The sequence below is a fragment of the Paenibacillus polymyxa genome (assembly GCF_001719045.1).
Classification (GTDB): Bacteria; Bacillota; Bacilli; order Paenibacillales; family Paenibacillaceae; genus Paenibacillus; species Paenibacillus polymyxa_B.
On sequence record NZ_CP015423.1, the window covers coordinates 698,538 to 722,423 of the forward strand.

The 23,886-nt window shown below is 43.8% G+C and carries 19 protein-coding genes; 6 read left to right on the top strand and 13 right to left on the bottom strand.

Annotated features, from left to right (window positions below; translation table 11 throughout):
* Positions 1-243 precede the first annotated feature (243 nt).
* The 3 genes from AOU00_RS03310 (at position 244) to AOU00_RS03320 (ending at position 5,110) form a co-directional block, all read left to right on the top strand.
* Positions 244-1,962, top strand: coding sequence for an NAD-dependent malic enzyme (locus AOU00_RS03310; protein ID WP_023989354.1), 1,719 nt, complete (start codon positions 244-246; stop codon positions 1,960-1,962).
* 99 nt (positions 1,963-2,061) lie between these two features.
* Positions 2,062-3,021, top strand: coding sequence for an AEC family transporter (locus tag AOU00_RS03315; RefSeq protein WP_025718424.1), 960 nt, complete (start codon positions 2,062-2,064; stop codon positions 3,019-3,021).
* A gap of 325 nt (positions 3,022-3,346) precedes the next feature.
* Positions 3,347-5,110 (top strand): methyl-accepting chemotaxis protein, encoded by a 1,764-nt coding sequence (locus AOU00_RS03320; protein ID WP_061828450.1) that lies wholly within the window; start codon positions 3,347-3,349, stop codon positions 5,108-5,110.
* A 95-nt stretch (positions 5,111-5,205) separates the two neighbouring features.
* Here AOU00_RS03320 and AOU00_RS03325 read toward each other — a convergent pair whose 3' ends face one another.
* The 7 genes from AOU00_RS03325 to AOU00_RS03355 form a co-directional block, all read right to left on the bottom strand.
* Complete coding sequence (locus AOU00_RS03325) at positions 5,206-6,258, bottom strand: glycoside hydrolase family 53 protein (protein ID WP_069291995.1); 1,053 nt, start codon at positions 6,256-6,258, stop codon at positions 5,206-5,208.
* A gap of 103 nt (positions 6,259-6,361) precedes the next feature.
* Positions 6,362-8,449, bottom strand: coding sequence for a beta-galactosidase (locus AOU00_RS03330; protein WP_069289906.1), 2,088 nt, complete (start codon positions 8,447-8,449; stop codon positions 6,362-6,364).
* Between the two features lie 28 nt (positions 8,450-8,477).
* A complete protein-coding gene (locus AOU00_RS03335; RefSeq protein ID WP_069289907.1) occupies positions 8,478-9,356 on the bottom strand; it encodes a carbohydrate ABC transporter permease in 879 nt (292 codons plus the stop codon).
* 27 nt (positions 9,357-9,383) lie between these two features.
* Positions 9,384-10,274: an ABC transporter permease gene (locus tag AOU00_RS03340; protein WP_069289908.1), complete on the bottom strand. Its 891-nt coding sequence runs from the start codon at positions 10,272-10,274 to the stop codon at positions 9,384-9,386.
* A 246-nt stretch (positions 10,275-10,520) separates the two neighbouring features.
* A complete protein-coding gene (locus AOU00_RS03345) occupies positions 10,521-12,203 on the bottom strand; it encodes a type 2 periplasmic-binding domain-containing protein (protein ID WP_069289909.1) in 1,683 nt (560 codons plus the stop codon).
* Between the two features lie 136 nt (positions 12,204-12,339).
* Complete coding sequence (locus AOU00_RS03350; protein ID WP_069289910.1) at positions 12,340-13,965, bottom strand: response regulator transcription factor; 1,626 nt, start codon at positions 13,963-13,965, stop codon at positions 12,340-12,342.
* Positions 13,940-15,760, bottom strand: a complete 1,821-nt coding sequence (locus tag AOU00_RS03355) for a sensor histidine kinase (protein ID WP_069289911.1) — start codon at positions 15,758-15,760, stop codon at positions 13,940-13,942. Before AOU00_RS03355 ends, AOU00_RS03350 begins: the two co-directional genes overlap by 26 nt.
* Positions 15,761-15,874: 114 nt before the next feature.
* Here AOU00_RS03355 and AOU00_RS26510 point away from each other — a divergent pair, with 114 nt between their 5' ends.
* On the top strand, positions 15,875-16,027 hold the full coding sequence (locus tag AOU00_RS26510; protein ID WP_172828254.1) for a hypothetical protein: 153 nt from the start codon (positions 15,875-15,877) through the stop codon (positions 16,025-16,027).
* A gap of 5 nt (positions 16,028-16,032) precedes the next feature.
* Here AOU00_RS26510 and AOU00_RS03360 read toward each other — a convergent pair whose 3' ends face one another.
* Positions 16,033-16,470: a NucA/NucB deoxyribonuclease domain-containing protein gene (locus tag AOU00_RS03360; RefSeq protein ID WP_069289912.1), complete on the bottom strand. Its 438-nt coding sequence runs from the start codon at positions 16,468-16,470 to the stop codon at positions 16,033-16,035.
* A gap of 569 nt (positions 16,471-17,039) precedes the next feature.
* On the opposite strand from AOU00_RS03360, the gene AOU00_RS03365 reads away from it, so the two are divergent.
* Positions 17,040-17,342: a hypothetical protein gene (locus tag AOU00_RS03365; RefSeq protein WP_069289913.1), complete on the top strand. Its 303-nt coding sequence runs from the start codon at positions 17,040-17,042 to the stop codon at positions 17,340-17,342.
* A gap of 69 nt (positions 17,343-17,411) precedes the next feature.
* Here the strand turns inward: AOU00_RS03365 and AOU00_RS03370 are convergent, their stop codons facing one another.
* The 5 genes from AOU00_RS03370 to AOU00_RS03390 all read right to left on the bottom strand — a co-directional run bounded on the left by AOU00_RS03370 (position 17,412) and on the right by AOU00_RS03390 (position 22,427).
* Positions 17,412-19,298 carry an Ig-like domain-containing protein gene (locus tag AOU00_RS03370; protein WP_069289914.1) on the bottom strand — a complete coding sequence of 629 codons (1,887 nt, stop codon included), beginning with the start codon at positions 19,296-19,298 and terminating at the stop codon, positions 17,412-17,414.
* A 119-nt stretch (positions 19,299-19,417) separates the two neighbouring features.
* On the bottom strand, positions 19,418-19,840 hold the full coding sequence (locus AOU00_RS03375) for a hypothetical protein (RefSeq protein WP_069289915.1): 423 nt from the start codon (positions 19,838-19,840) through the stop codon (positions 19,418-19,420).
* Between the two features lie 16 nt (positions 19,841-19,856).
* Positions 19,857-20,525, bottom strand: coding sequence for a uracil-DNA glycosylase (locus AOU00_RS03380; RefSeq protein ID WP_013310967.1), 669 nt, complete (start codon positions 20,523-20,525; stop codon positions 19,857-19,859).
* 259 nt (positions 20,526-20,784) lie between these two features.
* Positions 20,785-21,447 carry an S-layer homology domain-containing protein gene (locus tag AOU00_RS03385; RefSeq protein ID WP_069289916.1) on the bottom strand — a complete coding sequence of 221 codons (663 nt, stop codon included), beginning with the start codon at positions 21,445-21,447 and terminating at the stop codon, positions 20,785-20,787.
* 89 nt (positions 21,448-21,536) lie between these two features.
* A complete protein-coding gene (locus tag AOU00_RS03390) occupies positions 21,537-22,427 on the bottom strand; it encodes a LysR family transcriptional regulator (protein ID WP_069289917.1) in 891 nt (296 codons plus the stop codon).
* 140 nt (positions 22,428-22,567) lie between these two features.
* On the opposite strand from AOU00_RS03390, the gene AOU00_RS03395 reads away from it, so the two are divergent.
* A complete protein-coding gene (locus tag AOU00_RS03395) occupies positions 22,568-23,773 on the top strand; it encodes an MFS transporter (RefSeq protein WP_069289918.1) in 1,206 nt (401 codons plus the stop codon).
* Positions 23,774-23,886: the final 113 nt, after the last annotated feature.

Sequence of the window (23,886 nt, forward strand, 5' to 3'; positions counted from 1 at the left end):
AAAACTATGATAATTATCACATTAAATCAATATTTTCCGAAAATATTATGAAAATTAAATGAAATTTTCATTCAAAAAACATTGAAAATCGCTTTCATTTTCATAATTTTTCTTATGTAAACACTTATATAACCATTTTTCACACAACATACTTGTTCACTTGGTTTAAAATAAGGCGTATACTTGTTCACGAATTGTTCAAGGATTAACAAAATGTAATTTTTTAGAAAGAAGGAATTGAAAATGCGTGCTTTTCATTTTACGGAAGACGGATCTATCGAAACTAAATTAACCGGAAAAGATCTACTTGCCAACCCCCTGCTAAATAAAGGAGTGGCTTTTACCCTGGAAGAACGGAAACAGCTTGGACTTGATGGTCTCCTTCCTCCTACGATATTAACTATTGAGGAGCAGGTTCAGCGGGTTTACGAGCAATTTCAGAGCCAACCGGATAATTTGCGTAAAAATGTTGCGTTAAATGATCTTTTTAATCGGAATACCGTTCTTTATTATCGTTTGCTCTCTGAGCACCTAAGCGAAATGCTCCCGATTGTTTATACACCAACAGTAGGCCAGGCTATACAGGAATACAGTCATGAATATCACAAGCCTGGTGGTATGTATTTATCTATCGATAATCTTGCGGGTATTGGAGAGGCTTTTAAGAATTTGAACCTAGACCCTGATGATATCGACCTGATCGTAGCCACAGATTCCGAGAGTATTTTGGGAATCGGGGACTGGGGAGTCGGAGGTATTAATATCTCTATTGGTAAGCTTGCTGTGTATACAGCTGCTGCTGGTATAGATCCTAGCCGGGTGCTGGCAGTTGTTCTTGATGCAGGTACAAACAACGAGAAGCTATTGGAAGATCCTTTATACATGGGGAATCGCCATAAACGTGTACGTGGAGAACAATATGACCAATTTATTGACACTTATGTTCAAGCTGCACTTTCCTTTTTCCCGAATGCCCTGCTGCACTGGGAAGATCTGGGCAATGTCAACGCACGGAACATTATCAATAAATACGGAAATAGTATTCTGACTTTCAATGACGATATTCAAGGTACTGGAGCGGTTACGCTCGCAGGTGTGATGTCTGGTGTTCAATTGTCCGGAATCCCACTGAGCAAGCATCGGGTGCTAGTCTTTGGTCCAGGAGCTGCCGGAATCGGCAATGCAGACCAAATTAGCGCTGCCATGATGCTGGAAGGACTGTCAGAAGCAGAAGCAAGACGTAACTTCTGGGCTTATGATTACCGCGGCCTGCTCACCAACGAAACAGAAGGACTTTTTCCATTCCAGGTCCCTTATGTGCGTGATGTTGCAGAATGCCGTGACTGGGAACATGCTGAGGATGGCAAAATCCCTTTGCTTGAAGTCATTCGCCGCGTGAAACCGACGATTATGATCGGTACTTCCGGTGTTACTGGGGCATTCAGTGAGGAAATCGTTAAAGAAATGGCCAAGCATACAGAACGTCCTATTATTATGCCTATGTCCAACCCGACTCCACTGGCAGAAGCAACTCCGCAAGATTTGATCCACTGGACCGAAGGAAAAGCCCTCATTGCAACAGGAAGTCCTTTCGAGCCAGTGATCTATAACAATATTAAGTTTGAAATTGGGCAATCCAACAATGCTTTCGTATTCCCGGGTCTGGGTCTCGGCGCAATCGTGGTAAAATCCAAAATTATAACAGATAGCATGTTTGCAGCAGCTGCCCATGCAGTAGCTCAAATGGTTGATTTGTCGCAGCCTGGTGCTTCCCTGCTACCAAAAATCAACGAGCTACGAGAAGTATCTGAAGCGGTAGCCGTGGCTGTAGCTAAGGCAGCAGTTCAGGATGGAGTAGCGCGTCATCAACCGGACGATATCGCACAAGCGGTTCGAGATGCGATGTGGGACTGCAAATATAAACCCATCAAACAATATGGTCAGGAAGCGGTCCTGGTTTAAAAAATAGCGAACAACATCAAATTTGTACTTGCATATGCAAAGTGATTATTTAACTGATGTCCGCCATTTTTGGCGGACATCTTCATTGGAGGCGACATCATGGCTACAGGTCATATTTTTATTATCTTAATTCCTATTTTCTTTGTCATTTTAATTGGTTATTTCGCAGGATTGTTTAAGGCTTTTAACCCTGCTTCTTCTAAGGGATTAAATACACTCGTGACGAAGTTTGCTCTACCTGCACACTTGTTTATTGGTATCACGACGACACCCAGAGAGACGTTGATTCAAAAGTGGCCCTTTCTTGTGGCTTTGCTACTTGGTGTAATCGGCTTTTATATTGTATTGCTCATTGTTTATCGCTTAATTGCCAAAAAAGGCCTGACTGAATCCTCCATGTTCGCATTGAATTCGACACAGCCTTCTTTTGCATTCATGGGAATTCCGGTTCTCGGCAGCTTGTTCGGAAGTGCGGCAGTCGCCATCCCGATTGCGATTACTGGGATCGTCGTTAATGCCATTCTTGATCCGCTTGCAAGTATTTTGGGAACGGTCGGTCAGCGCAAAACAACAGAATCCGACGGCACTAAAGGCAACTTATTTAAAGTCACTATGAAATCAGTCCTTCATGGACTCAGCGAGCCGCTTGCCTGCGTACCCTTGTTTGGTGTCGTATTGACTCTATGTGGATTCCACGCTCCGAAACTTTTGCAATCCATGTTTGATCAAATCGGCAATATTACTGCTGGTACAGCCTTATTTGCCATCGGGGTAACCATTGGTATCAAAAAGATTACGTTCAGTCCAAAAGCACTTAGCATCGCTGTGCTGAAAGCCATCGTGATGCCTATTGTTATGCTCGGTATTGCTGTTCTAATAGGACTATCCCATGAAGATGTAACCAAAGCCGTACTGCTTGTCGCTTTTCCCGGCTCGGCTGTGGCCGCTATGATTGCTACCCGTTATGAAACACTGGAAACGGAAGCTGCATCTGCATTTGTTATTAGCTCAGTCTTATCGCTCATTTCACTACCCTTACTCATTTCACTTCTTTTATAGGGACAGAAACTTAAGAACCCTCAATGCAATCCAGGTATTTATAGGTATAAAGCATACCCGTTTGCTCTCATTTATCTTATTTTTTAAATATTGTTTGAACAATAAAGTGATTTAGTAAGAATTGAGTTGGAAAAACAACATAAAATCCAGTTTTGCCGACAAGCGGCGGTCCCATCGTTTCATTCACTAGGGGCCGCCGTTCTTTTTGAATAACCTTCTACTCTCCCTTTTAATAAATACCTAACATTTAGAAAGCAAATTGTCGAAATATATATGGGGTAGGTTGTATATGAAACTAAATTGCTAATTCAAAGGAGAAGAAAACGTGAAAAACTTGAAGTGGAGAACTATGTCCTTTTTTGGTAAAAATCTATTAATCTCTTTTCTTAACATCGTATTAATAGGTGCTATTCTCATCACATCCAGCTATATACTTCAAAAGAACATTCTCACCACGCAGCTGCAAGACCAAGTTAAAGTATTGACTAAAAAATGGGCAGAAGATGTTGACAAAACAAAAGTACAACAAGCATTAAGCGAAAAAGATTATAACGGTTCTGCTCAACAGGATTTACGCAAATTCCTAGATTCTATCCACACATTTTATCCTAATGTTGCCCAAGCTTACATATTTGGCACAGAACTAACAGAAGGAAATCAAACCTCCATTATTGGCGTTCCTACAAATTTAGTCCAAGCTTTCCAAGACTCGAAGATGAATATTGGGGATATGTACACTCTTCCAGACGAAAATGTACAAGGTGTAAATAAAATGCTTCAATCTAAAGACTCAGCGTTTAGCAGCTTTTATACTGACGATTTTGGTACATGGACGACCATTGTTTACCCAATTACAGATGAAAGCGGTAAAATCACAAGTGCGATATACTTTGACGTAGACGCGAGCTCTGTACCTAACGGACTTCATAAATTGCTTGTATATGGTGTTTCATTGCTCATTCTGTTCCTTGCGATCTTCTTAACGGTCCAATATTTACTGGTAAAACGTACCCTCTCCCCGATTCGTAGCCTGATGAAGGGCATTGAAGAAGTCAGCGAGGGGAATCTGAATGTAAAAATCAAGACAGGCGAGGACGACCTTGGCATTATCAATCAAAAATTTAATTCTATGATCAAACGCCTTAACGATACCATGGTGAAAGTACAGGATACGACGCAAGAAGTTACGGGATCTGCCCAGGAATTGTTAAGCATTAGCGAGAAAAACAGTACGAATACGAACGTCATTAACAGCAATATTCAGGAAATAACCCAGGGGCTTGAAGCTCAGGATCACGCAGCACTTGAAAGCTCCAGAGCTATGAATGAAATGTCGACAGTTATCCAAACGATTGCCGAAAGCTCCTCTTCCGTAGCCGATCAAGCTTATTCTATGGAAAAACGCTCCGTTGAAGGCAATCAGGTAGCCCAAAAGCTTTCCGCTCAAATGGACTCCATCTCCACTACAATGGAAAGTACAGCTGATTCCGTTAATGCGCTGCAGAACCGTTCTAACGAAATCAGCAATATCGTCAGCATCATTACAGGCATTGCCAGTCAAACGAATCTGCTGGCACTGAACGCTTCTATTGAAGCTGCCAGAGTCGGTGAAGAGGGCAAAGGTTTTGCAGTAGTAGCGGGAGAGGTGCGTAATTTGGCTGAACAGTCTCAAGAGTCTGCCAAACAAATTGCAGAGCTTATTGAAGAAATCCAAAAAGAAATTGAGCAGACTGTAAAAGGCATCAGCCTTGGTACAAAAGAAGTTCACATTGGGCTAGAAGTTACGAAGCAAACAGGCGAAATGTTCTCTGAAATTTTAGATGCGTCTAATAAAGTGTCGTCACAAATTCAAGAGGTATCCAGCGCAACGGAGCAGATCTCGGCCAGCACGCAGGAAATGTCAGCTACCTCTGACGAGCTGTCTTCGACAGTTAGCAAAACAGTCGACAGCAGCAAACAAATCGAGCATACCATTGGAGAACAGGCTGAGTCTATGGCTTCTATTGTCCAAGCTTCTGACAAACTCACATTGATGTCTGGGGAGCTGGAAGAGCTCATTTCGTTCTTCAAGGTGAACCGGGAAGCCTAATTTTATAACTCCAAGTAACTCAAGATAACAATAAAGAACCTCTAGTCTGCATAGAATGCGAACTAGAGGTTCTTTGATCTACTCTTACATACTTCTTAATTTATAAATCCTTCCAAAGCTGAGGTTGGTTTACCGTCAGCCTGCCAAGCACCTTTGTTACAACCTTGATTGTAACCTGGAGTTGCAGCCGGCTCCCAATAAAATACCCCTGTACCCTTGCCGCCTCCAATGTTACGAACCTTTGTTTTGATTGCAGAAATAAATGCCTTGGAAGCAGCAGGTTCGTTATATTCCATTCCGATTTCACTGATGACAATGCCTTTGCCGTATTTGGCAATGAGGTTATTGGCATTGGCAATCGTCTGGTCCACCTTACCCTGCCAGTCAGAAGGAGACGGATACAGAGACAGCCCGATGAGATCAAACTGAGCTCCATTATCAATCAGCCCACCGATATTCCAGTTCAACACGGAACCGTTATCCCCGTTGGCTAAATGTACGATCGTTTTAGTACTGCTGCTAACCGATTTTACAGCATTATTACCTGTATTGACGAGCCAGGCATAGTTTTTCATGTTCACCGAAGCTTTGCCGTCTTCCCAGAGCATTCCATTGTTCGTCTCATTACCGATCTGCACCCAGTCCGGTGTTACCCCCTTGCTTTTCATCGTGTTCATAACATAGACCGTATGAGACCAGACTGCATCCATAAGTTGTGTAAATGTGAAATTGCGCCACGCATAAGGTTTGTTCTGTTGCCCTGGATCTGCCCAGGAATCACTATAATGTAGAGTCAGCATCACGCTCATGCCCAATTTTTTAGCTCGCTGTGCCAGCTCTGCTGCCTTTTCGGCATTCATGTATCCGCTTGCATAATCTTTCATGTCAGGGTTTACCCACACACGGATACGTACCGAGTTGATCTGATAGTCATCTCGCAAAATTTGCAGTATATCTCGACGAACACCCTTTTTATCCTTCCAAGTCATACCTTGCGCTTCCATTCCTGCTACCCAGCTTATATCTGCTCCTTTGGCGAAAGCAGGGGCGGCCGAAGCCGCACCTAACCCCACAGAGCCCAACGGATACAATAAGCTGGATAACAAGATCAACATCGCAAATACCATAATGCGGTTACCTGTTTTCATAAGTACATCCTCCATTCAAATTGTATACTCCTCATTGCCTCTGACCAATCTACCAGCTCCCTCACTCGGGAAAACGATAGAGATCACACTTTAATATCATGTTCTATTTATTGCGCTCTGTCTTTAAAACCTTAACAGCGTAGGCATCCAATTGAACGCTACCGTCTTCTATCGCATGATTTTCAAGCATATCCGCATAAGTTCGTCCATCCAACGTAATCTTTTGCGACTCATGCGTGAAATTCAGTATAAAAATATAATCATGAACCCCATCGGTACGAATCGCCGTATTCACTCCATGAGGCAACTTCACATTGAGCGCTTTACTGATTCTTGCATCATCAATTAAACTTCTGTAAAAATGACTGTGGAATAGTCCGATGTTGCGTGATGCGATGTAATAAGCCTTTCCCTGTCCCAAACGGTTCACCGTCAAAGCCGGACGGCCTGCATAAAAGTCTGAGCCGTACACAGCCAGTACCTCCGCACCCTCCGTATGAATGAGATCACACAATTCTACAGCTTCATACTCCCCTTGCAGATCCAGCTCATTGCCTTCAACCGGCAAAATGTGATTACGATCATGATCATGCAATCCGTCAATCTCTTCCGACCAGATCCCCAGCGTCTTACGAAGCGGGCCCGGAAAGCCTCCAAGGAAGCACAAATCATGTTCATCTACGATACCAGACCAATAGGTTGCTACGAAAACGCCGCCATTTTCAACAAATTTCTGTATACGCTCCCCCACACCACTGCGGACCATATACAACATCGGAGCTACCAAAAGTTTGTATTTGGAGAAATCTGCATCCATATGAATGACATCTACAGGCACACCCTGCTCCCAAAGTGCCAAATAATGCGCTTCAGCTGTCTCCTCATATTTCACACCTTTGTTCCGCGGTCCCTGTGAATCGTTGATTCCCCAACGGTTCTCCCAGTCAAAAATGACTGCGGCCTCCGCCGGTACAGTTGTACCGATAACCTCCTCCAGTTTTTCCAGCGCATTACCGACATGAGTCACATCCCCGAATACCCGAGTGTGCTCATGTCCGACATGATCGACGACCGCACCGTGCAGCTTTTCACTCGAACCCCGACTTTTCCGCCACTGAAAATATTGAACGGTGTCTGACCCGTGTGCCACAGCCTGTAAAGACGATAGCAGATGCATTCCCGGCCGCTTCAGCTTGCTAACGTCTTGCCAGTTCGTCAAACTCGGCGTACTCTCCATGAGCATCCAAGGCTTGCCTCCCTTGATTGAACGAATAATATCGTGCATCATGGCCACTTTCGCAGCTTGACGGCTATCATCTCCCTCACGGTCATGCCACGTCGGGTAACTATCCCAGGATATAACATCGAGCAGATCAGCAAACTTCCAGTAGTTCAATCCTTCAAAAAACTCCATCAAATTGGTTGTGACTGGAATGGCTGGATTGGCAGCCTTGAGCGGCACAATCTCATGTTTGATAAAATCTGCGGTCTGATCGGTCACAAACCGTCTCCAGTCCAAATTCATAGCATGGACCTGTGTCTCACCATGAGGTGCCGGAGATTCAATTTGGCTCCAATCTGTAACTGTATGACTCCAAAAGGTCGTCCACCATGCGTGATTGAGTTTGTCCAGCGTACCGTATTTATCCTGGACCCAAGCGCGAAATGCCTCCTGACAATAATCACAGTGACAATCTCCACCAAATTCATTTGAAATATGCCAGCCAATAACAGCAGGATGGTTAGCATAACGCTCGGCTAGCTTCGTATTCATGATACGTACTTTTTCCCGATAAACAGGCGACGTAGCACAGTGATTATGGCGAAACCCATGCAGATTACGGACACGGTTAGCCTCCACACGCAGCACCTCAGGATATTTTTGTGACATCCAGGCTGGTCTTGCTCCACTCGGAGTGGCCAAAAACGCATAAATTCCGTTCTCAGCAAACGAATCCAGAATACGGTCCAGCCACTCAAATGTAAATACACCTTCCTCAGGCTCCAATGAAACCCATGAGAAAATACCGACAGACATCACGTTACATTTGGCAAGTTTCATTAGACGGATATCCTCCGCTAACACCTCAGGGTAATGCTGCCATTGCTCCGGGTTATAGTCCGCTCCATGCAGCATACGTGGAACTCGCTCACTAATGGGAGGGTACTTGATTATGTTTTGATTCGTCACTACAAATCATCTCCTTTTATGAAATCTATTACTCTTTGACGGAACCTAGCGTCATACCTTTAACAAAATACTTTTGTAAAAATGGATATACAATGAGAATAGGCGCTGCACCAATGAAAATTTGCGCTGCATTAACCGTCGTTTGAGAAAGTAATTCCATCTCTTTGGGACTCATGCTCATGGAACTCATGTCCTTCTGAATAATTACAGTTTGCAGGAACGTCGCCAGCGGATAATCCTTTGCATTGCTCAAATAGAGCAGACCGTCAAACCAGGAGTTCCAATGAAATACCATACTAAACAGCGCAATCGTAGCAATGGAAGGCATGGATATCGGTAAAAAGATACTAAACAATGTCCGAAAATGTCCTGCTCCGTCGATCAATGCGGCCTCTTCCATCTCTTTGGGAATTCCTCTAAAAAAGTTCAACATAAGGATGACCAGAAATGTGTTGACCGCTCCTGGCAAAACAAGTACCCAGAAGCTGTCCATGAGGTGGATCTTTTGAATAACCATATAGAATGGAACCAGACCACCGTTAAAAATCATGCTGAATACGAACAACCATGAATATACGTTTCGGCTACGGAACACAGATGTTTCCTTTGAAAGTGGATAAGCAGCTAAAAAGGTAATAAGCAGTGTCAAGCCGGTTCCCAATACAGTCCGACAGACAGAAATCCAGATGGAGTGCAGAAAAATCGGGTTATTCATCGTCTTCTTATAGGCTTCTAATGAAAATTGCACCGGCCACAGTCCAACCAGATTGGCATCTGCTGCTGATTTAGCACTAAATGATACCGCCAACACATGAATCAGCGGAACGATACACATGATGGACAAAATCACAAGCAAGCAAATATTAAACACATTGAAGATGCGGTATGGCGCTGTTTTATGATACATGACTCTCCCTCTTTCAGCCTTGTGGAATCAAAATATGCGGTAACCTGCCCATTTGTAAGCAAGTCGATAAGATATCAGAATGAGAATCATACTAATAACGGATTTGAACAACCCGATAGCAGTGGCAAAGCCCATTTCCCCATTGATTAACGCTGTCCGGTAGACGAATGTATCAATAATATCGCCTTTTTGGTAAACCAGCGGATTATAAAGGTTGAAAATCTGGTCAAAACCGGCGTTCAGTACATTGCCAAGTGCAAGCGTTCCAACAACGACTACCATCGGAATTAACGAAGGTACAGTGATGTGTAGCGTCTGTCTCCAGCGGCTTGCTCCATCCATTTCAGAAGCCTCATACAACGAAGGATTAATACCCGCCAGTGCAGCGAGAAATACAATGGTGTTGTAGCCGAACTCCTTCCATATATCCGATACAATGACAGTAAACCGAAACCAGTTGTTATCTCCCAGAAAAAAGATAGGCTGTATCCCGATACTACCGAGAATACGGTTCATAAATCCATCTGTAGCCAATAGGTCAATCAGAATTCCGCCCAAGATGACCCACGACAGAAAGTGTGGCAGATAAACCAGTGTTTGAATGGATCGCTGAAGTCCAACCTTGCGAATTTCATTCAGCAGTATAGCAAAAACAAACGGAACCACCAGATTGAAAAACATCTTTAACACAGCAATAATTAGCGTATTCCAGACGACTTGAAGACTGTCCTCCCGTTGAAACAAAAAGCGGAAGTTATCCAGTCCAACCCACTCGGAACCCGTTATGCCTAGCCAAGGTTTGTAATTTTGAAAGGCCATCACGATGCCGCCCATCGGAATGTAGCTGAATACAATTAAGAAAATGATGGCTGGCAGCAGCATGATATGAAATGGCCACGTACGTTGCAGACTTCTCATTGCAGTTCCTCCTGTAACTCTCATGGTATACTTCAATTATAAAAGCGTTTTCGCTGTCCCAACAGTTCAAAAAACCAACATACATGGCACAAAAGCAATCATTTTTTTAGCTCGCCAAACGAATAAAACTTTTTTTCAAATACACCATGATAGCGCATTCATTTCCACTCGATACGGATGAAGCTGTAGTAAAAAGGCTGTCCACCTCGGGACAGCCTTCCTACTCTGTTACAACATCATTGGTTTTTACTTTTCTACGCTTTTATACCATTCGTTTACTTCATTTGTAATTTGTTCGCCACCAGCTGTTTTCCACGTCTGCACAAAGGTATCAAAAGCAGAGATCGGCTGCTTGCCATAAATAATTTCATTGAAGGTCTGACTTTCAATCTTATCCAGATAGTCCTTTTTAGCCTTCATAGTTGGCGTAGTAGGGCCCGTGAACTGATCTTTCATGGAGATATCCTTCTGTTCCATAAGCACTTTGGCAGCTGCTGGAGTATCTTTCCCGTAGTTCACCATTACATCTTTCTCCAGACGGGTCTTCGGTTCTGCGCCGTTAGCCAAACTTAACAAAGCCTTCATTTGGGCATCAGGTATACGCGCACCATCACGAACCAGCAAATAACGAATAGAGTTTACATAACCGCCTGGTATTTTATCGATAGACATTAGCTTTCCGCCCGCATCCAAATCATAATCGTAGCCTTTAAACAGCCCATTCGACAAATCGCCGTCTGGTTTGGCATTAGCATAATGGTCAAACAAATAATTTTGATAAGTGAAAAAAGCTTCAGGATGCTGCATTTGTTTGTTGATTAATACGACACCATTGGTGTATTGCGTTCCGTGACGCATGGCTTTGTTGTCAGGACCCGCTGGAATCTTGATCGGCTTCCACACGGCACCCGGCGCATTTTTGACTGTATCCTGAAGCGGCCAGCCGCTCATCCAATATGGTCCAGGAATCATACCGGCTGTTCCTGCGACTGTAGGTTCTGCCGTTTTATTTTCATCCCACAATGCTGCTTCCTGAGGAATATATCCCTTTTTGAGCCACTCGCTCAGCTTTTGTAAACCCGGCTTCATGCCAGGCTGCACGGAGCCATATTCCAAACTGCCATTCGTGCCTTTGTTCCACTGCTGAGGTAGAGTGCCGTATGCCCCGAAAATCCAGGATGGGTCACCCATCCAAGTGTTCATGGATGTTTTAAAACCGATGCTGAGCGGAATCACTTTGTTCGGAGCCAGTCCGTCCGGATTTTTATTTTTAAAGGCATCCATCACTTTTTCCAGATCATCCATCGTCTCTGGAGCCTTCATACCCAGCTTATCCAACCAATCTTGTCGTACCCACAATACATAATCATGGTTATAGGCGAAATCAAGCACAGGAATACCCATTTTTTTGCCATCTCGGCTATACTGATTCCATACGTTTGTATCCTGATTCATCGCCTGCTTCCAGGAATCCGAAGCGTACTTGTCAAACAACGGACCCACCTCTGCAAACATACCAGAATCGATCATGTCTTGTGCCAGTTGCTCATTCTCCGTCCCCAGTACAACAACGTCCGGCATCTCCTGACCGGAGGACATAGCCAAACGCAGCTTTGTAGCAAATGCGCCATTCGTATCCGTGACGGACCAGAGTGATTTGATATTAATACCGAATTTCTCTTTAGCCCATTTGGTCGCAATGTTATTTTCGATAGATTCACCATTTTTAAATTTTAAGGCGGGATCTACACCCCATACCGTGGAAATTGTGACTTCTGGATTGTATTTTTCTTTGTATACGTTTTCAGTTTTAGCTGTGCTGTCCGCATTTCCATCATTCCCCGTACCTGAGCAGCCCACAAGGCCCACTCCTAATACCATAGTTGCGGCGAGCAACGACAACAGCTTTTTCTTCGAATGAACTCGCATATTGTTCCCCCTCTAAAAATCATTTTCTACTCTTTTATTATAAGAGGGCTTTTCTTCACAGCCTATGTCACAAAATAAATATTTCTGCACCTTTCCCAACTGATCTTTGCTGGTTTCGTCCTTACTGGTCCCATCTTTACTGGTCCCGAAATTCATGCGGAGTCATTCCGTAATGCTTTTTGAACATCTTACTGAAATATTGGGGATTCTGGTAGCCTAGTTCCGTCGTAATTTCGTATATTTTTTTGTTGGAATATTTGAGCAAATAAAGAGCCCGCTCCATTCTCATTCGGATAATATAGTCACCCAGACCTTCTCCGGTTTCAGCTTTATAAATTTTAGACAGATAGACTGGATGAAGATAAACCTGATCAGCAATCGTCTTAACAGACAGCTCCTGGCCTTTATCCTGGGAGATGAGCTCCTGAACCTGCTTGACCACATAGCTTTTAGCGCTTTGCTCGCTTGCGGACCATTCAGATTTAAGTTTGTTCATCATGGAAAATATCCACTCTTTGAGGTGGGGGAACGAATGAACCATTTTCTGCGCATGTAACGGATCGAAGCCTACTTGATCCATCTGCGTAATGAAACGTCCTTGTTTGTGCGCTGTATACATAAAGGCGCTCGTCACCGAAATAAACAGCTCATATAAATGCTCGCGTGTATATCCCACCTCTTCCATTTTTCCAAATACACGGCTCACTTTCGCTTCGGCCTCGTCCCATTGCCTGGATTCAAGCAGATGAGTAAGCGTTGGGTGCATATAAAGCCCCTCCAGTGACTTAACTGAGCTGTGTGGCTGTTCTGTCTGTTCTTCTATGAATAGCAGTGTATCTGTCTCCTCCTGATGGTTCCAGTATAAGGATCTAATCGCTTTCTGATATAGCTTAGGTAGCTCCTCTGGAAACTTAAACCATCCGGTTAATGCAACGTAAATTCCCCCTTTCAAGTAATTGCTCACATTTTTTCGAAAGGTCTCAATCGCCGCACTCAAAAAACGATTCTGCTCATCCGCGCTCCGTTCAGGGAATGAATTCCAATTCCCTTCTATTAATACAATTAAGCAGTCATGCGGCGCTTTGCAATGCCAAACATGAAAATCAGGTGCGAACACTTCTTCGGCAATATTTCCAATCGCATACTCAATTAAGGAAACTGAATGATAATCCATATCAGAAAAATGCTTTCCTAGCTGAATAAGCAGCATACTGGCAGGATGTCCCGTGCGTAGCTTGATTTCGTACTCGGACATTTTGCTCTCTATTTTGGGTACTGGTAAATCACGCCCGAGTAGCAAATCATGCATCAAATGGGTCCGCAGTACACCAAAATCGTTTCTGCGGCTATATTGTAATTGATGAACCTTGTCAAATGCTTCCCATTCTTCCTTTAGCGAATCCATGGCGGCTGACACACATTTGATAAACTCATCATCATCTACCGGCTTTAAAATGTAATCAAAAGCCTTAAGCTGGAGCGCTTTTTTAGCATATTCAAAATCGGCATAGCCTGTCAGTAACAAACTCCGGATATGTGGCCATCGCTCGGTTACTTCAACAATCAACTCCAGTCCCGTCATACCAGGCATACGAATATCCGTAACCAGAATATCAATATCGTACGCTTCCAGCACATCCACTGCTGTTAATGCGGAAGCCGCTTGATGAACCCTCTCGATGCCTAGCGTCTCCCACGGAATGGTAGCTGCCAGACTTTCTGTTACATAACTCTCATCATCTACTAGTAATATCTGAACCATCTGTTCCCTCCGTTTTAACTATATTCGAATTTGGCGAAGGCCCAATTAAACCATTCGCATGCTCTCCTTCTGTTGAGAGCGACCATTTTAAAACTGCACGCAATCCTCCCAATGGAGACAAAGAGAATTCCAGTCCTGCATCTTCTCCAAAATGTAATCGCATACGTTGATGCACATTCCATAGACCATATCCATGATCCTCTTCCACAGGCTTGTCAAGCGTTGATGTCAGGGCAGTTATAGCCTCTCTACTCAAACCGAGTCCGTTATCATCCACAATCAGGTACATATACGAGCCAACACGCTCGGTTAAAATATGAATTACACCATCCTCCGCTTGAGGCTCTATCCCATGCAGCACCGCATTTTCCACCAGTGGCTGCACTACAAGCGGCGGAATCAGCAGACTGCTAACCTGTGAAGAAACATGAATTAAGAACGTTAGCCTTGGCATACGCATCTGCTGTATGTTCAAATAATATTGAACAAATTCGACTTCCTCTGACAATGGAACCAAATCCCGCTCCTGTCTGGTTGTATATCGATAATACCTGGATAAATTATGAGCCATGGCCACGACCGCCTCATGATTGCGCAGCTTCGCCATACTTGTAATAAACGAAAAACAATTATAAAAAAAATGCGGATTGATTTGTGACTGTAGCTGCTTTAGTCGCGCTTCCTTGACATGCAGCTGCTCAACATACACCTTCTCAAACAGCTCCTGAATCTGTTCGACCATCAGATTAAATTGACTAGACAGGAAAGCAAACTCGTGACTCCCCCTTAGACTTAATCGAACAGCATAGTCTCCATCCTTTAGTCTCCGAAATGCCCGCACAAGCTGAAGAATCGGCACTTGTACCTGTGAATGAAGCAAGTAAGCGCCAATCAAGCCTACCAGCAGCGAGCCAACAACAGTTATATAAAACAGTCGATTCGATGAGTAAATCGGAGACATCATATCGGACAAAGGCATGTAATCAATCAAATACCACCCCGTCGTTTGCGAAAGAACGGCATGAACCAGGTAGCTTTCTTCTCCAATTTTCACAGTCAGATTATCAACTTCATGGAGCCCCATTTTTTCTAATTTTGAAATCAGCTGTCCAGACAGCTCTTCATTGGCAGTACGATTATAGATCGCTCCTACGCCTTTTTTATAATAAAAAGGCTCCTTTCGACCATCACCTTTGAAGCGGTCAAGCATATCCTGAATATTACTGCTGTCAAATTCAACTTTAATAATCGTGTTAGCGGTTTCTGGATTACCAAGCGAAGAAAACGGGGATAATGTATACAATGAAAATATAAATTGGTCTTTCCCGTATGATTTTTTTTTGGATACCTGCCAGCCGTCTTTTATCAGCTGATTTAGTTTTTTCTGGTCATATAAACCTGCTCCACTCTCCGATACAACCCGTCCAAGCGAAGGAGAATAGATACTCAGCCCGGTTCTCCAATTAGAAGAGCTTTCCTGAAGCCCAAGCTTGGTTTGAATCCGTTTGACCAGGTTAATTCCATCCAGATTGAGAACCTTGTCCTTCAAAAAAATCGCTTGAAAACTGGCTACATCGGGATCATGAATCAGCAGATGCGGCCAGGAGGAAATCATTTCAATATTCGTATTCACCTGGTTTTGAAAAAAAGTCAGCTGATTATAATTAGATTGATTCAGCTCCTCACGTAATACACCTGTCGTTGTCTGATTAGAATAGACATACAGGATCAGCACAGGTATGAGCAATACGATAACGATGGAGACGATTTTAGTATAAAAATTAAATTTAAACATGAATTCTACACATCCTCTGCACAAAAAACAGGCATACTTAAATGGTATGCCAGAGCCCTGACCTTCGTTGCCGTCAGTACATACTATACATTATCAATGGTTGGCGGTGATAATATGTTTGATGCTAAGCAAATGGAATGGTTTGACCAACTATCCGCTGAAGACTTGGCCATTTTAGGTGCCGGCTTCAATACACTAGGTGATTTTTTTGATTTTCTGGCGTTGATTAAGGCCAGACAGGAAACAGCCCAAGGTAATAAAAAGTAACAGCACTATTTCACAACAAATTTCACACGAGTTCCATCCTCATACTCATCCAATTGGTGACTGACCCATGATCCTGCCCCACGATTATCCTTAGGGGCTATGTATTTGATATTTGCACCTTTGCCACCTTCTGAGCACATAGCCATCGGCCATTCGTCACGATCGTATCCTTTACGAGTGGGAACATCTGCAAGCGAATGCTTGCGATTTTGCTCGGCTCCTTCACGGTCAATTGTGCATACCGGTGATTTTCCCGCCTGAATGGCTTCCTTAATATGCTGCGCTGTTTCAGGGTAACGACCTGACGGGAATTGCAGCGTAACCTGAGCCGATGAAGGCGGGTTTTCTCCTGTCATTTTCGTAAGAAGATTGCCTCCTTCAAACCAGTACGCGCCCGCAGCTAGCAGCACTAAAGCTATAAAACTTAGCAATTTTTTCTTCAATTTCCCTCTTCCCTTCAAGCTATTCCAGTAGATACCTTCAACTAAGGTAATCCCCGGATTTTATTTTTTGTAACCCCTTACTGACTATAAAAAAAGGTTGAATATTCGACGACAAATAGTATAGAGAGGAGGTTGTACGAATGAACGATGAGATGGATACGGTCGCAAGAGTTATTGTATAAGATACAGGGAGCGACTTAATGAGACATCCAGTGGACAAGCCCGAACAAAGCACACCACAGGAGAAGACTGATCAGAATCCCCCAAAATAAACCTTTAAAAAGCTTCATACCTTACTGACAACCTTTCCGACTGGGCTTTTTCCCCATTATAACATGTCAGAAAGACAGCTGTCGCAGCTTGCTCTTATATCATCTTCGTATCATATATATTAAATTTTAAAATCACGACACAAAGGAAAGAACGAAATAATTCCGAAAATTATGCCTGATCACCAGTGAAAATGCAATCATGACATAATAAAAGTCACATTTTAATCAAAATTTAATGAAAGTTTTCCGAAAATGATGTATAATTATTGACATAACAAAACGCACGAGGTGATCATCATGGCATTATTAAACAAAGTTCATGAATTAAAATTGCAACTGCCTAACGAGCATCATAGCATTTCCCAATACGTGGAGCATGCATTGCATTCGATTGACAGTTTTGTGGAGCAACATCGTCAATTTGTAGCCGCTCAGGCTCTATATGGTGAAAAAATCAATGGTACAGAAGAAAGACTGTTCCGAGACACAATTTCTGAGATTAAAGCCCAACTGGTAGCTACTTTGGAAAAGACAGTTGAAGACTTCGCACACAAAGGCGATAAGCACTGGAAAAATCATTATCAGGACGGCGTAGAATAAGCTGAAAATAACCCCCGGTCTTTGGACCGGGGGTTATTTTGTATAAGTGGATGTGGCAATATGCGTAGACTATTTTAACACTCTAGCCGATGTCGCTACAGTCTTACCACCATAAACTACTTTGATACTGGAACTTCCGGTATCAATCGCCTTCACCTGACCGCCAGTAACCTGTACGATCGACGGTTTGGAAGATGTCCATACCGCTGAGCTTGTCACATTGGTAGTTGCACCTGAATCATAAACTGCATTCACACTAAGCACTTGAGAGGAACCTTTAGGCAGCTTCAGGTTTTTATTGCTCAATACCAGTTTGAGCAGCTTAGGTGTGACCTTGATCTCAACGTTAAACGACTTATCCTGATATGTGCCCGTAATCGTTGCGTTTCCAATTCCAACGGCTTTAATGGAAGAGCCTTTTACGATCGCTACGGAAGCATTCGATGTTGTCCATTTCACTTTACTGCTCAGCGTAGCTTTTTTACCTTCCGTATATATGCCGATGACTTTGATGGACTTACTTCCTTTCAAATTCATATCAGCACTCGAAAAGCTTGGTGTCAATGTAGAAATGGCTCCTTCCACAATGACAGGTACTTTCACATATTTGTTCATATACATAGCCTTGATTCCAGAGTTACCGCCATTCACCGCTTTTACTTTACCATTTGCTACTGTAACTGCGGCTGTTGTACCTACCCAGCTTACCTGATTGGTAACATCAAGGATTCCGCCACCAGCCATGTGTGCTTTTACTGTCGGAATACTTGCTTCTTGGCCTGCAACCAATACATATTTTTTCTCAGAAGCGGTCAGCTTGAGCACTTTGTATTGCACAGTCACTGGAATATCCAGTTTGAGCGCACCTACCGTTGCTGTCAATGTTGCACTGCCTGGGTTCACTGCAACTAGCTTACCATTTGCTATTTTAACTGCACTTTCACTGCTTAAACTCCATTTTACATCGGATTGAACTGCTTTTTTTGCTCCATTGACCAAATAAGCAGATATACTCGGGAGAGAAGTTTTGCCTCCTGTTTCGAGGGTCAGACTGGCTTTGCTCGAAACCAGTTTTTCAACCGTTGGAAGTACATTAATCTTCAGCGTCTTGCTCAAACCGTGATAGGACGCTGTAATCGTCGAATTGCCTGCATCCATTGGTGTGATTTTACCTTGCTCGACTGTGGCAACCAGCGGATTGGAGGAAGTCCATTCTGCCGTGTTGGTTACATCTGTTTTGCCGCCAGTCAGGTTGACATCGGTTGCACTAACCTGAATTGGGGAGCTACCCAGAAAGACCGATTTGGCCCCAGTTGCACTCAATACTAACGCCTGAGAAGAAGAACGCACATACACAATCGTTTGTGCTTTAAGTTCATCTTTGCTTGCTTTAATGTAAGTCACGCCTTTGGCAAGTGGACGAACAAGACCATCTTCAACGGTAGCAACAGCCGCATTCGAAGAAGTCCATTCGACACCGGATACATTTTCCATCCCACCTCCAGTAAGTACACCTTGAGCAGTCAATTGCTTTGATTCTCCGCCAATCGTCAAATTAATGGGACTAGACGGATTTAATTGCAGCTTGCTGTAAGGCGATTTTACTGTAATCGTTGTACTTACCGTTTGCTGCTCATATGTGGCAACAACCTTAATCTGCCCTTTTGACACAGGAGTAATGAGCCCCTTATCAACCTTTAAAATGCTTGAATCCCCAGAGATCCATTCTGCCTTTTGGGTAACATCTTCTTTGCCCTTTTCAGTCAATGACCACACTTTTAATTGAGCGGGGCTTCCACCCAGATTCAATGTAGTCGGATTTTGACTGTCCCACTGTACCGTGGAGGTCGTGCTCTCCTCAGCCCGGATCAAACCCGCTGGCCATGCTGCAAATACAAACATCAGCAAAGCAAGTAAGAAGGTACTCCGTTTGCTCATACGTTTCATACGCTCCATTCGTTTCTCTCCCTTAGTTTCATCTCTAAAAATAGGATATAATTAACAATCCCATTACTTTTATCGGTTAGCAGCTTACTAAATTGAACCCTTCATCAAAAAAAGGTGAATAATTACAGTTAAAGTTCTCCACGCAGTGACCTTACCACAAACAAATGCTCTTCTTTAGATAAGGTTTGTCCATCTTCAAGGATTACATTGTGTGCCGAGTGACTAACCAACTTTACATTATAAGCAATCAGCTGATCTTCTCTCCAAATCGTCACCGCCGACTGAAAATGAATGGCATTATCAAACTGTAACGGAACACTCATTACATAACCGAAAGCGTTGAGCTTCGCCGGATGGCGGCTTCTACGCTCACGCCCCGGAGGAAGCATGGTAATATACGTAATATTTTCAAAAGGAATAGCCAGCATTTTCGGGCCTAAAATAACGCACTTTCGTATATCATCCCATTTTTCAAGCGTGCCGCGCACCTTCTGGGTATGATCGTTGTTGCCGTGATATAAAATGACCTGACGTCCCTTCCATTGACGCATGTCCTCACCTCCAGTGCTAGCGGTTAGGAATCTCCCACCGAATCGGCTCCATTCCATGCTCCTGCAAAAATGCATTGGTACGCGAAAAAGGCTTGCTGCCAAAAAAGCCTCTGTGAGCCGCCAATGGACTCGGATGAACGGATTTCAGCACCAAATGCTTGCTGGTGTTCACGAAGCTTGCTTTTTTCTGAGCATGGCTCCCCCACAAAATAAACACTGCTGGCTGCTCGCGCTCATTAATCGCTTCAATGACAGCATCCGTGAAACGTTCCCAACCTATTCCCTGGTGAGATTGCGGTTGTCCTTCACGCACGGTTAATACGTTGTTTAGCAGCAGCACTCCTTGCTCAGCCCAAGGAACGAGGTATCCCTGATTCGGAATGGGAGTACCGATATCATCGCGAAGCTCCTTATATATATTTAGTAGAGATGGCGGTGTTCGCACACCAGGTCTAACAGAAAAGCTCAAACCGTGAGCTTGTCCCTCTCCATGATATGGATCCTGTCCCAATATAACCGCTTTGGTCAGATGAAATGGCGTTAATTTAAGTGCGGAAAACAAGTCTTCTTTTGGAGGATATACCTTATGTAACTTGTACTCTCGGGCTAACGTATACCTTAATTCATTAAAGTATGGCTTTTCGACCTCTTCTCGTAGTACATCATCCCAGTCATTCCCAAACATACCCCTGTCTCCTCTCAATATGTAGATCTGTGAAAACGGTAAGCTTTTTGATCCAAAAAAATAAGCTGAACTCCTCATCCGGAGCCAGCTTATTTATTCGTTACCTGTGTTATATGCCGAAGGACCAGGAAAATATCCTTACGGTAATCAGCTACCGCAGGTCTAAATTCGATTTCCTTATTATAACATTAACGATAATGATGTCAAGTAACTGAAAGCTTAATTCCCTCAGAAGAAAAGCTCTTTATTGCTGTATTTATTACGATTTTGTATGAGCATTCAGGTATTCCAATGCATTATATAACATAACAGCAGCTTCGGCACGTGTAATCTCTTTTTTTGGATGAAACTTTTCATTTGCATCCAAGGTATTGACCTTGTAGACTAGCGAGCGTTGAATGCTACCTTGGTAAGAAGGCTCCAGTTCGCTGTCATCAGCAATATTCGCAGGTGCAATTTTAATCATGGGAAGAACGCCTGCTTTTTCCATGCCCTGAATCAGCATGTGGGTGAACTCTTCCTTGGTCAGCGCTTTGGCAGGATCGATATCTTTTGGAATGTCTACGCCATTATAATGCGCGTTGATAAAAGCTTCAGCGTACCATGCGGTATCCCTAACATGGGTGAACAGTCCACTAGCCTGTGGCGCTTTATTAAAATCAATCGCGGCCAAACTGAGCTGGAGTCCGCCGGAGATCAACTGAATGCCTTGGGCAGCGGTGATTTTAGATGACGGGAGAAACTGCGTGTCAGAGGCACCTTTGAGTAAACCCTGATCTTTAAGGGATATAATTTTTTCTTTACCGCTTACGTTATCCAAATCCTTAAATTGACTGTCTGCCGCAGACAATTGACTTCCAAAGGAGAAGGACAAAATGGCTACGGTTGTAATGGCTGCGTATGCACTTTTTCTCATACTCATGTTAAGTTCCACCTTGTAGTTGAATTAGGCCGCTTGGCCATTAACAACTTCATTGACGTAGTATAAGCTGGAAAGGTTGCAGGCCAAATTCACTCGGTCCCTCTATCCCTTTTGGTATTCAATGAACTCAATACTTTCACAAACTCAAGCGCTGCTGGAGTCACTTCATCAAAAGAATGCGATATAATGCCGATTTCTCTTGTAATCCTGGGGTTAATTTCTTTGGTCGTGAGTGAATGGGACACGGACGAAAGTGTAAACCGGGATATAATGCCAACCCCCAAGTTTTTTTGAACCATGTGGACTAATGTTTCAGCCGTTTGAACTGTGAAACTCTCCTGAAAAGGAATTTGCTGTTCATGTAAGGTATTCAGTACAGCAGATTCATGCCCTCCTTTACAGAAGATAAGTTCATCCTTGTGCTGTTCCAGAGAAACCTCGCGTTCAGCTTTCAAAGGATGATTCTCCGGTATGATGGCAACCATGGAATCATGCTCCAGAATGTGAACGTCATAATGTTCGAAAGGGGATGCTACGATTCCAATTTCGACGGTTCGATCCTCCACCCACTGTTTAATTTGATTGGAGTTCCCTTCCATCAGTTCAATAGTGACTTGCGGATATTGGGAGCGGAAGGAACAGATCGCTGCTGGAAGCAAGTTCGTAGAGGCAGCCGGAAAAGAGCCTATCTTCACCTTACCGCGCAGAAGCTTGTTCTCCTGACACGCAAGCTGAACCATTTTATGTTCAATCTCTTTCATTTGTCTGGCTAGGATCAGCATTTCCTTGCCCACATCGGTCAGTAAAAGTCCATTCTGCTTGTCGCGAATAAACAGTTTTACCTGCAAGGTGTTCTCAAATTGTATCAAAGCCTTACTAACAGCAGGCTGGGAAATAAACAGCGCTTTGGCAGCCTCCGTCATATTCATTTTCTCCGCGACCTTTGTAAACACTTCGAGATGATTCATATTCACAGACATCCACCTATTATAACCATATGGTTATTCCTTCTATGAAATATAAGTATTTCAGTTATATCAAAACATACCTTATGATTAAAAACAACTCCAGCTCCTGAATAGCCATGTTTGTGAACTTATCATTAGAAGGGGATTAGAATATGCATTCAACTCAGAATTTTACCAATCAATCTACCAGAGTATCATCTGATACACTTCCATGGGGTGGGTTGCTGGCGCTTGCCATGACCGGATTTATTGGTATCCTCACTGAAACTCTGCCCGCTGGTTTGTTGCCACAAATCAGCAAGGGACTCGGAATTTCGGAAGCTTTGGCTGGCCAGTTAGTCACTTTGTATGCTCTCGGCTCACTCGTCGCTGCCATCCCTTTGACTGCTGCAACAAGGGGCTGGCGAAGACGTCCTTTATTATTGCTCTGCATCGTTGGTTTTCTTATATTTAACACCATTACGGCGGTGTCTACCTACTATTTTCTGACGCTGGGTGCCCGTTTTCTTGCAGGCGTATCTGCTGGTGTATTATGGGGAATGCTTGCTGGCTATGCTCGCCGAATGGTGCCGGATGCGTTAAAAGGACGCGCCATGGCCGTCGCTATGTCAGGTACCCCGCTGGCACTTGCCCTTGGCGTTCCATTAGGAACTTTCCTCGGTTCGTTTGTGGGCTGGAGAATGGTATTTGGTACCATGTCCTTTCTGGCGGTAGTCTTAGTCGTATGGGTACTATGGAAACTTCCCGATTTTCCCGGGCAGGCCACCCACCAGCGACTCCCGTTGAGTAAGGTTTTCACAATTACCGGTGTACGCCCCATTCTAACTGTCGTTTTAATTTGGGTACTGGCGCATAATATTCTTTACACCTATATCGCTCCCTATCTAAATCAAGCTGGACTGGCCTCCCAAACGGATGTGATGCTGCTTATTTTTGGAATAACTTCGGTTGCCGGAATCGGGTTGATCGGTATGCTCATTGACCGCTGGCTGCGTTTACTGGTACTCGTGAGTACCTTCGGCTTTGCTATCGCTTCTTTGGCGCTGGGAATCGGAAGTCACCAACCTGCTGTCGTCTATTTAAGTGTTGCCTTGTGGGGACTGACCTTTGGCGGAGCCGCTACCTTACTACAGACCGCATTGGCGGAAGCGGCAGGTGAGAGTGCAGATGTGGCTCAGTCTATGCTTGTAACCGCTTGGAATTTGGCTATTGGTGGAGGCGGTTTGCTTGGCGGGATTCTTCTGGAGACACTTGGAATCAGCTCTTTCCCGTGGACGTTGCTGATTCTTATGCTGCTTGCCTTCATTGTTTCGTGGGGTGCTAAGAATCACGGGTTCCCCCCCAAGAAACATGGGTAGACCTATTACCCTATAAAAAACATCGTCGTTTAGATGGCTGAGAATCAAATCCACACTTGGCAAGAAGCTCAACGAATATATAGATCAGGTCATAAAGAACCTTCCTGTCCATC